This window comes from Pseudidiomarina sediminum DSM 21906 (genome assembly GCF_000423165.1).
GTDB lineage: Bacteria > Pseudomonadota > Gammaproteobacteria > Enterobacterales > Alteromonadaceae > Pseudidiomarina > Pseudidiomarina sediminum.
The window spans coordinates 44,358-59,680 of the sequence record NZ_AUHL01000008.1 but is presented as its reverse complement, the minus strand read 5'-3'; the positions used below and the strand labels follow the sequence as shown (position 1 = coordinate 59,680).

14 protein-coding genes are annotated in these 15,323 nt (G+C 52.8%); 7 read left to right on the top strand and 7 right to left on the bottom strand.

Annotated features, from left to right (window positions below):
* Positions 1-24: 24 nt before the first annotated feature.
* From G535_RS0104545 to G535_RS12885, 3 genes are read right to left on the bottom strand one after another with little or no spacing between them, the layout of a single operon-like run.
* Positions 25-1,299: an amidohydrolase family protein gene (locus G535_RS0104545; RefSeq protein WP_026860982.1), complete on the bottom strand. Its 1,275-nt coding sequence runs from the start codon at positions 1,297-1,299 to the stop codon at positions 25-27.
* Between the two features lie 13 nt (positions 1,300-1,312).
* Positions 1,313-2,041 (bottom strand): ABC transporter permease, encoded by a 729-nt coding sequence (locus G535_RS0104540; RefSeq protein ID WP_026860981.1) that lies wholly within the window; start codon positions 2,039-2,041, stop codon positions 1,313-1,315.
* Positions 2,019-2,774, bottom strand: coding sequence for an ABC transporter ATP-binding protein (locus G535_RS12885; protein WP_051206960.1), 756 nt, complete (start codon positions 2,772-2,774; stop codon positions 2,019-2,021). The genes G535_RS0104540 and G535_RS12885 overlap by 23 nt, the downstream gene beginning before the upstream one ends.
* Positions 2,775-2,915: 141 nt before the next feature.
* Between G535_RS12885 and G535_RS0104530 the strand changes: the two genes are divergently transcribed.
* A complete protein-coding gene (locus tag G535_RS0104530) occupies positions 2,916-3,995 on the top strand; it encodes a sensor histidine kinase (RefSeq protein WP_026860980.1) in 1,080 nt (359 codons plus the stop codon).
* Positions 3,992-4,588: a response regulator transcription factor gene (locus G535_RS0104525; RefSeq protein ID WP_026860979.1), complete on the top strand. Its 597-nt coding sequence runs from the start codon at positions 3,992-3,994 to the stop codon at positions 4,586-4,588. Before G535_RS0104530 ends, G535_RS0104525 begins: the two co-directional genes overlap by 4 nt.
* On the opposite strand, the gene G535_RS0104520 is transcribed toward G535_RS0104525, so the two are convergent.
* Positions 4,585-6,981, bottom strand: a complete 2,397-nt coding sequence (locus G535_RS0104520; protein WP_026860978.1) for a DUF2309 domain-containing protein — start codon at positions 6,979-6,981, stop codon at positions 4,585-4,587. The two genes, G535_RS0104525 and G535_RS0104520, sit on opposite strands and share 4 nt — an antisense overlap.
* The gene (locus G535_RS12880; protein ID WP_084616786.1) at positions 6,978-8,417 is read right to left on the bottom strand and encodes an NADH-quinone oxidoreductase subunit L; all 1,440 of its coding nucleotides are present in this window, start codon (positions 8,415-8,417) and stop codon (positions 6,978-6,980) included. Before G535_RS12880 ends, G535_RS0104520 begins: the two co-directional genes overlap by 4 nt.
* Positions 8,418-8,527: 110 nt before the next feature.
* On the opposite strand from G535_RS12880, the gene G535_RS12875 reads away from it, so the two are divergent.
* On the top strand, positions 8,528-9,463 hold the full coding sequence (locus G535_RS12875; protein WP_051206958.1) for a LysR family transcriptional regulator: 936 nt from the start codon (positions 8,528-8,530) through the stop codon (positions 9,461-9,463).
* Entirely contained in the window at positions 9,439-10,872 is a 1,434-nt protein-coding gene (locus G535_RS0104505; RefSeq protein WP_051206957.1) for a protein adenylyltransferase SelO, read from the top strand. Before G535_RS12875 ends, G535_RS0104505 begins: the two co-directional genes overlap by 25 nt.
* Before the next feature lie 2 nt (positions 10,873-10,874).
* On the opposite strand, the gene G535_RS0104500 is transcribed toward G535_RS0104505, so the two are convergent.
* Positions 10,875-11,363 carry a TspO/MBR family protein gene (locus G535_RS0104500; RefSeq protein WP_026860976.1) on the bottom strand — a complete coding sequence of 163 codons (489 nt, stop codon included), beginning with the start codon at positions 11,361-11,363 and terminating at the stop codon, positions 10,875-10,877.
* Between the two features lie 13 nt (positions 11,364-11,376).
* Positions 11,377-11,643 (bottom strand): TIGR03643 family protein, encoded by a 267-nt coding sequence (locus tag G535_RS0104495; protein WP_026860975.1) that lies wholly within the window; start codon positions 11,641-11,643, stop codon positions 11,377-11,379.
* Between the two features lie 137 nt (positions 11,644-11,780).
* Between G535_RS0104495 and G535_RS0104490 the strand changes: the two genes are divergently transcribed.
* From G535_RS0104490 to G535_RS13830, 3 genes are read left to right on the top strand one after another with little or no spacing between them, the layout of a single operon-like run.
* Positions 11,781-13,562: a long-chain-acyl-CoA synthetase gene (locus tag G535_RS0104490; RefSeq protein WP_051206956.1), complete on the top strand. Its 1,782-nt coding sequence runs from the start codon at positions 11,781-11,783 to the stop codon at positions 13,560-13,562.
* 9 nt (positions 13,563-13,571) lie between these two features.
* Positions 13,572-14,810 (top strand): DUF418 domain-containing protein, encoded by a 1,239-nt coding sequence (locus G535_RS0104485; RefSeq protein ID WP_026860973.1) that lies wholly within the window; start codon positions 13,572-13,574, stop codon positions 14,808-14,810.
* A gap of 57 nt (positions 14,811-14,867) precedes the next feature.
* A complete protein-coding gene (locus tag G535_RS13830; RefSeq protein ID WP_051206955.1) occupies positions 14,868-15,281 on the top strand; it encodes a hypothetical protein in 414 nt (137 codons plus the stop codon).
* Positions 15,282-15,323: the final 42 nt, after the last annotated feature.

Sequence of the window (15,323 nt, the reverse complement as noted above, 5' to 3'; positions counted from 1 at the left end):
TCAGCCCTGCTTCCACTCGGTAGGCTAAGGCTGGTAGCGAACGCCGTTTTTATAGATCGCTTGCGGTTGAATGAGCGTGGTTAAATCGCTACGAGGATCATCATTCAACAACAGAAAATCTGCCCGATATCCCTCGGCAATGCGGCCTCGCTGACCCAACGCAAAATGCTTAGCTGGTAACACTGTGGCACCTTCAAGCACCGCTTCGATAGGCACGCCTGCCTCGGCCAATAACAGCATTTCCATCGCCATACTCCACCCATGTGCGGTATTTGGATTCGGCGCATCAGAACCGACGAGAATCGGCACCCCGGCGTCGTACATCCGTTTAACCGTTTGTTGCGCGAGTCCATAGTAACTTTCAGGGAGATTCACCGGGAAGCTACTCTGTAACTGCTGACGCACATGCGCACTCAGCTCAAGGGTCTCATTCTGCAGTAAATACTGCGCGTTTACTTGTTGCCGCAACATGCCCTCGTACACCACCAAGGTCGGGATCACAAACACTTCGTTGGCAACTAACTCTTGCAACAACCTGTCACTCACCACTTGGTCAAAAAAGCTATGGACCAAGCCATCCACCCCAGCTTGCACCGCCTCTAGGGCCGACTGATGGTCGGCAATATGGGCAACAATCATGACCTTGTGTCGCTTCGCCGCAGTCACAAGTGCTTGTAACTGCGCCAGCGAAATCGAGGGATGATGGTCATAAACCGCGTCGGCGTGGGTGTACACCACTTTAATAAAGTCAGCCCCTTGCGCCAGACGTTGTTGAATCATGGCATCGGCATCATCGACCGAATGCATGACTGGCACTGATAACCCGTATTGCGTGCCATGACCTCCTGGGGCCGTAACCAAATAACCCGCGCCCCAAATATCGGCGTGCCACTGCGGCTGTGCGCGCGTTCGGGATTGCTGATACACCTGCAAATAACTGGGATCACCAAACATATCCACCACGGTGGTGACGCCCCGCGCCAATTGCGCTTCGAGTGCATTGCCCCAGGCATGCACATGGGCATCAATCAGACCCGGCATCAACCATTGCTGCTGCCCGTCGATCAGCGGTAAATCGGTGTTCGGTGCCTGCTGATGTAGCTTCGCAATACGACCGTCTCGTACTTCGATATAGCTCACATCAAGCTTGGATTGTCCATCAAACACCTGCACAGGTCCCAACACAAAGCCAGCTGAAGCTGTGGCTACGTTGTCCTGCTGCACCGCTGGGGTTGGCAACACCACCAGCACAATCACCACCAACGCCACTAACGCGCCTACGATCGTTCCTAATCTCATTAATTCTTCCCTCTTAAGCCATACGGCGAAAACGATAGTGTGCCACCCACGCTAAGCCAGCGCTCAAGACCACTAAGTAGGCACAATGCACGCCCATCGAAAGCCCTTGGTCCTGGCCGATCACTTTCATTGCCAACTGCGAGAAGTGGTAGGTCGGCAGTCCATACGCGATGCTTTGCACGTAATCTGGCAACACACTCAATGGTACCCACAGTCCCGCTAAGAAAGCCATCGGCAAATAGATTAAGTTGACCACCGCCGGTGCGGCTTTATCACTGCAAAACAACCCGATAACCAGCCCTAACAAGGCAAACGGCAAGGTTCCTAACAACAATACTGCGGTAAGCGCAAGCCACTGACCACGCGTCAAGGTGACCTCGCTGAAACTGCCGCCGATAACATACAACGTCAGCAGAATAATCACCGCAAAGAACAAACTGCTGCTCCATTTTGCCATCATATAGGCCGACATTGGCATGGGTGACAAGCGCTTGAGCGCGAGCCAGCCCTGTTGACGATCGCCGGCAACGGCAATAGCAAAGTTAAACAGTGCCGGGCCAATCACACCAAAACAGCAATAAGCCACCATCACCCGCGCCGGATCGCCGCCAGAATACGGAAACAAAACGCCAAAAAAGTAGTAAAACACCGCGGGAAACAACAGCGCTGGCAAATAAAATCCAGGCGTTCGCAATAAGCTCAGTAAGTCATATTTGGCTTCATTCTGATAGATCGTCAACATGCTGCTGTGCTCCAATTAAGGTGAGGTAATGTTGTTCAATACTGATGTCGGCGTGTGCGGCTTGCGCCTTAAACACATCCATACTCAGCTCGGTGGTAACGCTGCCATGGCCAAGCACCACCACCCGATCGGCAAGTGCAACCACCTCTTCTAGATAATGCGTGGTCAGGAGCACGCCACAGCCTTGCTGGCGTAACCATTTCACTTGTTGCCACATCAAATGCCGGGCGGTAATATCCATGCCTAAACTCGGCTCATCTAAAAACACCAACTTAGGAGCGCCGCAGACTGCGATGGCAAACAACAAGCGTTGTCGTTGGCCACCCGAGAGGTTGCCAAACTGCGTCGTGGCAAGTTCCGTCAAAGCAAAACGTTGCAGCAGTTCAGGTACCGGGATCGGAGTGCCATAGTAGCTGGCAAATAGCGTCAGTTGCTCAGTAACGGTGAGGTTAGCGGTCAACCCCGCCACCTGCATCATCACGCCTATTTGCCGTTGAAGCGCGCGCTTTCGATGCTGGCCGTGCTGGCGTTCACCGAACAAGGTTAACTGCTCAAACTGCGCCGCCACGCTGCCGAGCAACGCGTGAATCAAGGTTGTTTTACCCGTGCCATTAGGCCCTAGCACCGCCACAACTTCACCGGCCTTTATTGCCAGATTTACATCATTTAGCACGGGTTTGCCTGCCTGATAGGCGTGGCGTAATGCTATTGCTTCTATTAAGGTGTCCTGCATGCGTGCTTTCCCCTCTGCCGTGATGCAATGATTTCGTCAGCTACTTTATCGAGCACAAGAACATTTAAGCAGAAGCATTTGTCATCTTTTTCGATGACATTTGTCACTGGTAACCCCATTGGAATGCGGCATAATGAAGGCATGAAACATCTCAAACTCGATCAAGATTACGCGTGGGTATACCTCTTAAATTTAGGTTTCTACCTACTCCCTATGCTGCTGTTTCCATACAGCACTTGGCAGTTGCTGATCATGAGTGCAGTGCTTGTCGGCTTTATCGTCACCTACTACAGTGTCTACCGCTGCACAGACCAGCAGCGACCGTGGCGTATTGCCTTATTGTTTTGCGCTGCCGTGCTCATGAGTCACTGGAATCCTGGTACCATTGCCATGTTTGGCTTTGTCAGCTTCTTCTTGGGCTTTTACTACCAAGGAAAACGCGCCTTTCCACTGATTGGCGCACTGATCGCGACCTTGTTTGCGATTCAATGGCAGATAGGCACCTATTGGGACTACTTTGCCATGTACGGTGCCTTTCTCGTGGTGCTGATAGGACTCTTTGGCGTGATTGAACGGCAACGCTGTCTGCGTTTGCTTGAACAGCAGCAAAGTGAAGCCGAAATTCGACGATTAGCGGCCAGTGTCGAGCGTGAGCGCATCGCGCGTGACTTACACGATATTCTCGGCCACACGCTTTCGAGCATCGCTTTAAAAGCTAACCTCGCCGAAAAACAGTTACAAAAGCAGCACTATAACGACGCTCAGCAGCAGGTACATGAACTCAACGCCATTGCCCGTGACAGCTTGCGTAAAGTGCGCGAAAGCGTCAGCGGTTTTCGTCATAACGGCTTAGACAATGAACTAAAAAGTCTCGAACACTACCTCAATGATGCGGGCTTTAAGGTTACCATTCAGGGCGACTTACCTGAGCTTTCCAAAGCCTCAGAACAGGCGGTGATCCTTGCTTTGACGGAGCTCGCGACCAATATGATCCGACACAGTCAAGGGCAAGCTTGTCACATCCGCTTTGTGCCGCAAGCTGAGACCTTAACCATTGAGATCAGCGACGATGGCGATTGTCCCCCGTTTACCGAGGGCAATGGCCTGCAAGGTATTCGTGAACGTTTGGAGGCATTAAACGGTCGTTTTGACTATCACCAACAGCACGGCTGTACGTTTTGCTTAACCCTCCCTCTGCCGGCACCGAAGGCGACGCCATGAAACTGTTACTCGCTGAAGATCAAACCATGGTGCGCAATGCGCTTGCGGCGTTATTACGCCTCGAAGGTGACTATGACGTACATGAAGTTGCCGACGGCCAGCAAGCTCAACAGGCCTTGCAGCACCAACCTTATGATGTGGTTCTGACCGATATTGAGATGCCAAACCTGACAGGTCTTGAGCTGTTGCAGTGGAGCAAACAGCATGCGCCAGCGACCAAGGTCGTGGTGATCACAACCTTTCATCGCAGTGGCTATATTCAGCGGGCGATTCAAGCCGGAGCCGACGGCTTTATCTTAAAAGACGCGCCGATTGAAGAATTGTTGCAAAGTCTACAACAGGTGTTGCAAGGGCAGCGTGTCATTGCCAATGCACTGCTGCTGCAAAGCTTAGATCATCACGACCCGTTAACGGAGCGAGAGCGAAAAGCCCTGCGCCTCGCCGCCGACGGACATAGCACTGCCGCTATCGCAACGGCATTGTTTATTGCTGAAGGCACAGCGCGCAATTGCTTATCTGAAGCAATGAGCAAGTTACACGCCAGTAACCGCATTGAAGCAGCCCGTATCGCCCAACGGAACGGCTGGCTTTAACTTATATCGACGGCGTCAAACAGCGCCTCAGAGAGTTCGTGCCAACGCCCATCACAGCGTTGTTTTAACGCACCTGTGGCTGGTTGCCACTGCCACAAATGCAGCCAATGTTGCTCTACCAAATCACGTACGACCTTTTCACTTGCCAGCACCAGCTCTAACGCTTCAATGGGCGCGGCAACCACGACGGTCAAGCGTAACGGTTGGTGGTACCACTGCTGACCATCGTGCAAGGACTGCTTGGCTAGTCCAATCCGCAAGTCGCCGCCATTGCCTTCAAACACGCCGACCCCATCAGCGACCACGTTATGCAGCATTTTGTTGCCACTCCCGAAGGTTTCGGGTGCGGTCATGGAGCCGTAGTACTGCATGTTGATCCAATGAGCCACCACCATCGGCGCTGTCAGTAGTTGTCGTAATAAGCCCGCATCAGGGTCTTGCGCGGCATCGTAACTATGCAAAAACGTACGACCATCAAAGTGACTCTTTCGGGTAGCCGCACGCGGTCCGATAATCATCGCGGCGTTCCGCGCAAGGCCCCACTCGGGACGTAACTCGGCCCAGTTTGCCGCCCGCCGCGATAGCGCATTTAACGCTTGCGGACGGTCAACTAAGCGGGTGCGCTGCTCTTGCTGCGCCAAACTACTCGCCTTGGTGAAATAAGCCGCCACCATCGCAGGTGCTTGGCTAGCCGATAACAAGCGCAGTTGCTGTTGCGTGGTATCGTGCAACGCTGCGTAAAACACCGTTTGTTCAGGAATGTGGATACCATACTCGTGCGCCAAGTGTGTCCGCACCTGGTGATCATTAAACAACTGTGCCAGTACCCGCGCATTCACTTCACCAGACTGCCCCCCACACGCTCCACAATCGAGACTCGCGGCATGCGGGTTATTGGTGACACAGGCGCTATGCCCGACCAATACCACCGCTGGCGCAAATTCTCGCGTTAACCCCATACCTTTCAGCGCATTGGCGGCCAAGTTCGCCTGTTGCGCCACACTTAACGGCTGGTCGTGGTGACGGATCTGCCAAGCACTTTCACGGATCACTTCAGAACCTATGCGTAATTGCGGTTTCGGGAAAAAGCTTCGCTCGAGTAGCTTCCATACTTTCGCCAAGCCACTCATTTCAACCCAACCATAAGCACCAGCTGGACTTTCCAAGGAACGGTGCCAGCTGGCCGCACGCCAACTGCGTCGCCGCCGTGCGTGCGCAGTCGCGTCGGCCGCTTGCTGCACACTAAATTGCGCAGACAGTAAGCCCGGCACTTGCGGTTTTTGCAGGCCATCGCTCACACAATAATTTAACGGCAGGCCAAAGAAGCCCGCAAAACCAAAGGTTTGCACCTGTTCACTTTGCGCTTCGAGTGCCCGGCGTATCGGTTCAGAACGCACATCGATACAAAACACCGCTTGCAGCGTCGCTGGCGGCGTTGGCGACGCCAGCGCGGTCTGTAACTTGTGCTGCAACTGTTGTTGGTAACTTAACTCTAATGCACGTTGCCAAACCCATAACGGCGCATGGCTTTGCTGCGCATCGGCTTCCAGCTCTGGCAGGCGTGCATAGCACTCGCGCAAGGCTTGCTGCTGACACGACGTAGCACGTTGCCAGCACACCCATTCCCATGCCAAGCGAATGGTCAGCAATTGGTTCAAGGCATCATTTTCATGCGCACCTGACGCGCCTTGACGCTCCCAACGGCGTTGCGCGAAGATACTTGCCCAGCCATAAACATCGTGCAAGATGCGCTCTAACCATGCCTGTTGCTGCGCCACATCCGGCAAAGCCACCGCAGCAATCACCTGTTGCCAGAGTTCCTCGCTTGTGCGTGGCAATTGCGCCAACAACCTGCGTACCTGGGTGTCACCAACCACCAAGGCAATCCCGCGGTCGTGCCGCACAATGTCCCGCCATGCCAAATACATAGCGTCCTCTCTAGATCGCGCATCAAATTGTTCAGGATAATTCACCCACAAGGCACAAAATTGACTGATTTGCTGGACAATTTCTGTCGCCCACGGAAGCTGTTTGGCCGAGGCTGACGTTGCATCCAACAGGCTTGCCACACTCGGCAGTGCTGGCTCACAGCGTTGCTCACTTGCGTTGGCGTGCGACAGCGCATTAAGGAGTTCAGCAACGGACATTGGTACTTGTTCAAGCGCTGCGGCAGTGCGCAAATGGTGTTCTTGAATACTACTGAGCCAACACTCTTTGTAATAGCTTGGCGGCATTAGCATACGCACATTTTTTCGCGCCCATTGCCGTGCCGCAACATCCGCTATAGGCTGTTGGTGCTGTTGCCACCAAGGGTTGACCGCAATACTCCGCGCCAGCGGCCAGACCGGTGCTACTTGCTGCGTTACCTGCTGTTGCAGTTTCAACATCGTCATGATTTGTTCTCCAAAACAAACTTCGGTGCTGCACCACGTGAGCGCAGCGGCCACATGCGTAAGGTCAACCGTGTCGCCCACTCATCAAGATAGAGCCCAGCGTTCAGGGCAATAAACAGACGGTGCCCAAGGGCCTGATGCGGGTGATACAGCAGCCAAAAATACACGCTCGCAATCGCGACCAAGACCAGACAAATCCAAACATCGATGCCGATCAGGTAGTTCTGCGACGCGGGGCTGGGGAGAAGATGATTGAGCCCCCAAACGCCTAAGCTATACAGCAGTAGCCATGCCGCAGCATTGCCCAAGGTCCGAATGGCATAACGCCAGCTTAACTGTTCAACTTCAGAAGCCAACCACAATGCTAACGCCATGCCCACCGCGAACCAGGGCGCCAAATAAAACGCTTTATCGACCAGCGCTACGGTCATCACAACCAGTACCAACGCTACGCTTGCCCCCAGTAGCAAGCTCTGGAACTTAGGCAACCCCACTTGTGCGAACTTTTGCCGCTCATGTTGCTCCACGACGCTTCCGGCCATTAAGAAGGCATGCGCCTTGTAACACGAGTGCGCGACCAAATGCAGCATGGCTAAGGCGTAATAACCCAGACTGATTTCCACCAACATCAACGCCATTTGCGCCACCGTTGACCAAGCTAAGCGCACCTTGACGCTAATCCGCGTCATCGTGACCGACGCAGCAACTAACATGCTGATGCCAGCCACCACTGCTAACAACCAGCGTGCGGCTTCAGCCGGGGCGAGCAGCGGCGTAAACTGCAATAGCAAGTAGCCGCCGAGGTTAATAATGCCGGCATGCAGCAATGCCGAAACGGCTGTTGGTGCTTCGACCACTTGTAACAGCCAGCCATGCACCGGCAGTTGCGCACACTTCATCGCGGCCACGGTGACCAGGAGCAAAGCAAGCAGATGGCTGACGTGGTTGTGAGCCAGTTGCCCTAACGCACTGATCCGCACAATATCGAAGTGCCAATACAAGGTCAGTAGCACAACGGCTAACAAGGTTTCGGCGATACGCGCAAAAATAAACTTTTTATGCGCGGCGAGGATTGCCCGAGGTCGGTCCGGATAAAACAGCAGCAAACGGTGTAAGGTGAGACTAACGGTCACCCAGCCGAGCCAAAACAATAGAAAATGATCTGCGACAGCGGTAACTAAGATGGCACTTAAGGTCGCGACCAGACGCCAAAAGAAGCGGTGCTGATCCGGCTCATCACGAAACTGTACAGCGGCATAACGCAGCACTATCAGACCAATAAAGCAGATCATTGCGGCAAAACCAGCACTCAGTGATGTAAGTAACACGCCCGATACCCCGAGAGGAGCCATCAGCGCGTTTGCAACCAAGCCACTGACCACCGCAAACCCCACTCCTAATATGAGCAATAGCCCTTGTGCGCTGCGCCATAACATGTTTCGTTCGTCTCCTCGATGGGTTGATGGCGCTATTGTGCAGAGACTGGAAGCATACTAAAAATACATATATTCTATTGATTCGTTCTATTTTATAAATAGGTTTGCCGATGCCACGTCTGAACTACCATCATCTTTATTACTTCTGGCGGGTCGCCAAGCATGGCAACCTTACCGCCACCGCGGAACAACTGGCTCTGTCACAGTCGGCGCTCTCGGCCCAAATCAATCAACTGGAACACAGTATTGGCCAACCGCTATTCTCCCGTGAGGGGCGGCGTCTGGTATTGACTGAGCTGGGGCAGCGTGTGTTGGTGTACGCGGAAGATATTTTTCGCCGCGGTGAAGAGTTACAGCAGCTGTTAACACGCGGAGCAACCACCGTCCCCACCCTGCGGCTGGGGGTCTTATCGAGTATGTCGCGTAACTTTATCGAGAGCTTTATCGAGCCTTTAATGGACAAAACCAAGCAAGGCTCAGCATTAAAATTTCGCTTGGTCGCGCGTCCGCAAAATGAATTGCTGGAATTACTGGCGCAGCATCAAATAGATATCGTCTTGACCAACCGTGAAGTCACCAGTTACGCCGACATTGCTTGGCAAACCCAATTGTTAACGCGTCAAGCGGTTAGCGTCATCGCGCCGGCAGAGTTGGCGCATTTACCAGCGCAGATGGATGCCAGCTACACCCAACAGAAATGGGTGGTACCCAGCGTCACCTCACCGGTGCGCACGGCGTTTGATAGCTTTTGTACGCAACACAACTTTGAACCTGAAATCATTGCTGAAGCGGATGATATGGCAATGCTACGCCTCTTAGCACGTGACAGCGGAGCGCTTACCGTGATGCCTGAAGTTGTGGTGCGCGACGAGCTGATCAGCGGTTTGTTGAGTAAGCGTTTCGCCTTGCCCAATGCCTTCGAAAACTTTTATGCCGTTACCCTCACACGTAAATTCGGTCATCCTTTATTGCCAGAACTGTTACACTTTTGGCTCACCAACGACACGGTCAGCGAGGCATCATGCACACCGAACTCTCCTATGTAAAACTGGACCCACGCTTAAGTACCGCTTGCCAACCCACACCGGTAAAGCAACCGCAATGGTTAGCCTTCAACAGTGAACTGGCGGCCTTACTCCAGCTCCCTGAAACGCTCTGCGCGACTGAACTTGGCGCACAAGTTTTTGCCGGCAACAGCACCCCTGATTGGGCTCAACCGCATGCGTTAGCTTATGCAGGACATCAGTTTGCCCACTTTGTGCCGCAACTCGGCGATGGCCGCGCGTTGTTATTAACAGAGGTGATCGCCGCTGATGGCGAACGGTATGATCTCCAACTGAAAGGTGCTGGACGCACGCCCTACTCACGCGGCGGTGATGGCCGCGCGCCCATTGGGCCAGTGCTCCGTGAGTACCTCGTCAGTGAAGCCATGCATACCCTCGGGGTGCCTACCACCCGTGCGTTAGCGGCAGTAGCGACCAGTGAATGGGTGCAGCGCGATCCGGCTCAACCCGGCGCCGTGCTCACACGGGTCAGTAAAAGTCATTTACGTGTTGGTACCGCGCAATACGTGTTGGCGTTGCGTGAGAAGAAACTGCTCAAAGCCTTTGCCGACTATGTTATTCAGCGCCACTACCCAAGCTGCGCTGACCAAGACGCACCTTATCTGGCGCTGTTAAAGGCGGTCATTGATCAACAAGCGCAACTAATTGCCCAGTGGATGTCGCTCGGCTTTATTCATGGCGTGATGAATACCGATAACATGACCTTATCCGGGGAAACCATTGATTACGGTCCCTGTGCCTTTATGGAAGCTTACGACCCAGCCACAGTGTTTAGTGCCATCGACCAGCGTGGCCGCTATATGTTCCAAAACCAGCCGCCGATCGCGATGTGGAACTTGGCACGCTATGCCGAAACTTTGCTGCCGTTGTTTGATGCCGATGAAGCCACCGCGATAGAGCAAGCGACCCAAGCTGTCACCGAATTTGAAAGCAGCTATCAGCACTACTATTGGCAACGTATGACCGCAAAATTAGGTCTGAATGACAGTGTCGAAAACCGTCAACTTGCGCAGGATTATCTTGATTTAATGCAGCAACGCGGTGTTGATTTCACCCTTGCCTTTCGCTATCTCGGCGATGCCGACTCAGAGCGTCTCGCGGCCTTATTTGAGCGGCATGAAGATTGGCAAAAGTGGTATCAAAAGTGGCAGCAAGCGTTACCGTCATTGGCGGCGCGCAGCCAGTTAAAACTGGTGAATCCGGCCTATATTCCACGCAATCACTTGGTGGAAGCGATGATTCAAGAAGTGCTCGAAACCGGGGCATTGACGCGCTTTAATCGTTTGCATGACGCTCTGAAAAAGCCCTACCATGAGCGTGAGGAGCTGGCCGATCTGATGCGACCGGCCAGCGCACAAGAGCAAGTGAAACAAACCTTCTGCGGCACTTAAGCTTATAAGACGCCCGGATTAAGCTGCCAAATACTGTAGCTTAATCCGGCAGCGAAGGTGACCCACAACCAATAAGGCACCAAAAGCAATGCCGCGGCTTTGTTTAAGCGCCAGTAAGCCACGACAGTCGCAGCAATGGCAAACCATAGCAGCACAATTTCAATAAAACTTAATGCGCCCAAATACCACGCAAAAAACAACCAGCTCCACAAAGTATTCAAGAGCAACTGTACGATATTAATACTTAAGGCAATTTTGGCTTTTCCTGCAAAGCCATGTTGGCGCCAGACCAGCCAAGCCGCCACCGCCATCATGGTGTAAAGCGCAGTCCACACTGGCCCAAACAACCAGGTCGGTGGCGCCCAACTCGGCAACTGCAATTCTTGATAAAATACCGGGGCATTGACCGAGCCTAGCCCGCCTATCGCAGCCACAATAAAGCTCACCAATAACCAAGCGATTAAACCTAAAAACTGTTTCATGACCGACATCAAAGCTTCCTCTTCAACGTTTGTACTGGGTTGGACAATACCCACGCAACACCTTTGGATCGCGTAACTTTGCGTGTTTCGTCACCCGTGCGCTAACGCGTTTACGCCATAATCGAAACGATGCAGGTTTTAACCATGCGCGCATGAGCTGAATCACTGCAGGCTCGGTTAACCCATAAAGGCTCGCAATCGCTTCAAACGGCGTGCGATCCTCCCACGCCATTTCGATAATACGTGAGCGGTCGGCCTCGGACCATTGATGTTGTTGAACGCTCGCCACCTTTACTTCCTTTTTCTGAATCGACAAACACCATACGTACAACAGGGCGAAACAGATGACCGTCCCTCAACCTGGGTCTATTGATTCTAGCTGAAAAGCCTCCTATGCTAGCCAAGACCTCATTAGGTGACTTTTTTATGACGATAACAACAACAAATAATAACAATAGTTTTTCGTTCGGCACCATGGCGTTGACCTTTGTGCGCTTTATCCCACGGCTACCACGACTTGCCATAACCTTAGTACAATTGACTTGGGCTAAAAAGCAACGGCGCGGCTCCACCGGCTATTATTTGCAGCGTGCAGCCTACCGTCATCCACAACGCTTGTTCCTGAAACATCAAGATGTCAGCTACACCTATGCCGCCTTTAATCAGTGGGTGAATGCCTTAGCGCATCAGCTTCAGCAGCAAGGTATCCGGCACGGCGATTGTGTTGCCTTGTATTACCCCAATAGTCCAGAGCTGTTAGCTTGGGCTTTCGCTATCAATAAGATTGGCGCCATTGCTGGACTACTCAACCCCAAGGAGCAAGGCGATAGCCTTGCCCATGCACTAGCAGTCATGCAGCCCAAACTAGTGATCGCTGCGCCCGAACAACGCCAGCTGTTTGATGAACTGCGCCAGTATCCAAGCTTCTTTCCAAGTGCCGAGTGGTTGCAGCAACAGCGTGCGCGCTATCATGACAACCCGAGCCAAACCGCACGTTTACGACTCGGTGACACCTGTTTTTATATGATGACTTCAGGCACCACCGGACGTCCAAAAGCTGCTGCTATGACGCATTTGCGCTGGTATAAAGCAGGTATTGCATTTGGTCGTTTAGCGCTGACATTAAAGGCGCGCGATACGCTCTACAATTGCTTACCCTTGCATCACAACACCGCGCTTTCGATTGGGGTAAGTTCCGCGGTATTGACCCAGACCTGCTTGGCCATCGCTGAACGCTTTAGCGCCAGCAATTTCTGGCAAGATATCGAGCATTACCGCGCCACCTGCTTCGTTTATGTTGGCGAAGTCTGCCGCTATCTACTCCAGCAACCCGCACGCGACGATGACGCCAAACATGGTGTGCGCGCGGTGGTCGGCAATGGTTTGCGCCCCGAACTTTGGGACGCGTTTCAGCAGCGCTTTGGTATTCCACGTATTTGTGAACTCTACGGCGCCAGCGAAGGCAACGTAGGCTTCGTCAACGCCTTTAATCTCAAGGGCACGGTCGGATTTTCGCCGATGACTTTCGCCATTGTTCGCTTTGACAATGTGAACGAAACCCCGGAACGCGACCGCAAAGGACGTCTTCAGAAAGTAGCCAAAGGCGAGACGGGCCTGTTGCTCACCAAGGTGTCCGCTAAAGCCCCCTTTGACGGCTATACACATAATCCTAAAGCCAACGCTGAGAAACTGTTTCACGATGTATTTAAGCCCGGTGACTGTTGGTTTAACACGGGCGACCTCGTGCGCCATCAAGGCTATCGCCATATCGCCTTCGTTGATCGGGTCGGAGATACCTTCCGCTGGAAGTCGGAGAATGTCGCGACCACAGAGGTTGAAGCCCAGGCGGGACGCTTTCACGGCGTACTTGCAGCCGTTGCTTACGGGGTCAAAGTGCCCCACACTGAAGGTCGTGCAGGTATGGTCTCCTTGGTGCTTGAGCACGGCCGCGCGTTCGACGCCAAGGCTTTTTACCAGCATATTCGTCAAGCCTTACCCGACTATGCGCAACCTCTATTCATTCGGCTGCAAAGCGCCCATGACATCACCTCGACGTTCAAAATACGTAAACATCAACTGAAGCTAGAGAATTTTTCCATCGAACATGTTACCGATCCCCTCTACGTACTGTTGGATCGCCAACAAGGGTATCAACCGCTTGATCGCCACATTTTCAGTGCGATTCACCAAGGAACATTACGGTTTTAAGGGACAACCATGAGCACCATTACACCCATAGGGGTAACACAGCGTCTTGTTTTACTGGATATTCTTCGAGGCTTTGCCTTACTTGGCATTCTCTTAATGAACATGGAGTTCTTTCAACGGCCACTGCTGGCCGGTGCCTTGGGGTTTGACCAATCCTTGACTGGCCTCGATCGCACCGTTGGACTCAGTGTTTACACCTTAGTGCAAGGCAAGTTCTACACTTTGTTCTCCATGTTATTCGGTATCGGCTTTATCCTGTTTTATGAACGCTTAAAAGCAACTCATGCTGCACCACATAAACTCTATCGTCGTCGGCTCTTTTGGCTAGCACTTATTGGTGCCACGCATATTGCTTTGGTGTGGGCCGGTGATATTTTATTCATGTATGCCGTAGCCGGTTATTTCTTGGTGTTCTTTCGGAATCTCCGCGCAGATATTCTTTGGAAGCTAGGTTTGGTCTTTATTTTCGCCCCGGTCGCGCTATTTTGGCTCGGCGCTTTAAGTATTGCAGCGGTTGCCAATGACCCGACCATGAGCGCCGAGTTTATGGCAAGTCTTAACAAGGACCGAGCCGAGCTACTCAACACCTTAACCTTGGCCAATCAAGCCTACCAAAGCGGTGCTTTTACTGACGTCATGCAGGTGCGTTTGCAAGAATACTTTGGCAGCGGTGTGTTATTCATGGCGCCCATGGTGCTGGGTACCTTTATGATCGGCGGTAGCCTGGCCCGCTACGGCCTGTTTGTTCAGGAACAAGACAGTGCGCTTTACGGTAAAATCATGCGCCGCAGCCTGCTTGTGGGCCTGCCCCTGGCAGTCTACGTCGGGCTGTTTGGCAACGACATCGACTATTTGCTCCCAACCGTCCAAAGTGCGTTAAGCTTCACCTTGATGACCATTGCCAACCTTGCCTTAGCGCTGTTTTACATGACAGGTCTTGCTTGGCTCTGGCACCGTCATGCGCAACCTACGTGGTTGGCCCGGCTTGCCCCGGCGGGACGTATGGCATTGACCCACTACCTCCTGCAAACAGTGTTCTTCACAACCCTGTTTTATGGCTATGGCTTCGGCTTTTACGATAACTTTGGGCGTGCCACCACCACCTTAGCTGCAGTGATCTTCTGGCTCTTGCAAGTGGCAATAAGTCCTTGGTGGCTCGCGCGGTTCCAGTATGGTCCTTGTGAATGGCTCTGGCGCAGCCTGACCTACAAAACTTGGTTGCCCTTTAAGAAAAGCCCTACAAACTAAGTGACAATTTGCGCAAAAGTCGTATCCTATAGGCAGGTTGTTAAACGGGTGTGAGCTTTGCGTAAGTTATTCTCATCTTGGTTCATTGCACTATTGGCATTACTGCTGCTTAGCAGTAGCGCCAGTAATGCGTGGCTCAATACCCATACGCAACTGCAAGCCAATCCCTATAAAAACGAACGCCTGGATCTGATTTGTACCGGCGACGAACTGCGCTGGATTGACCCACTCGCCAGTATTGCGGCGGGTCAGTTTGTCTTCGTTACGCCGCCTACCGATGCTCCGCAAACGATCCAGCACCCTGACTGTGGCTTAGCGCAACTCAGCGATCATTCCAGTCCGCTGCCCCAGCTTCCGTATTTACCTGCCCGCAATGCCCTAACCGATGCGCGCTTGCCGGCAGTTACACCGCTTGTTGTGGTACGTTTCCGCGTTACCCCTCCGGCGCGTGCTCCACCTGTCCTGTCCTAACCCTCTAACGAAACAGTCCATTTATTTCTTAGAATTAGGAAC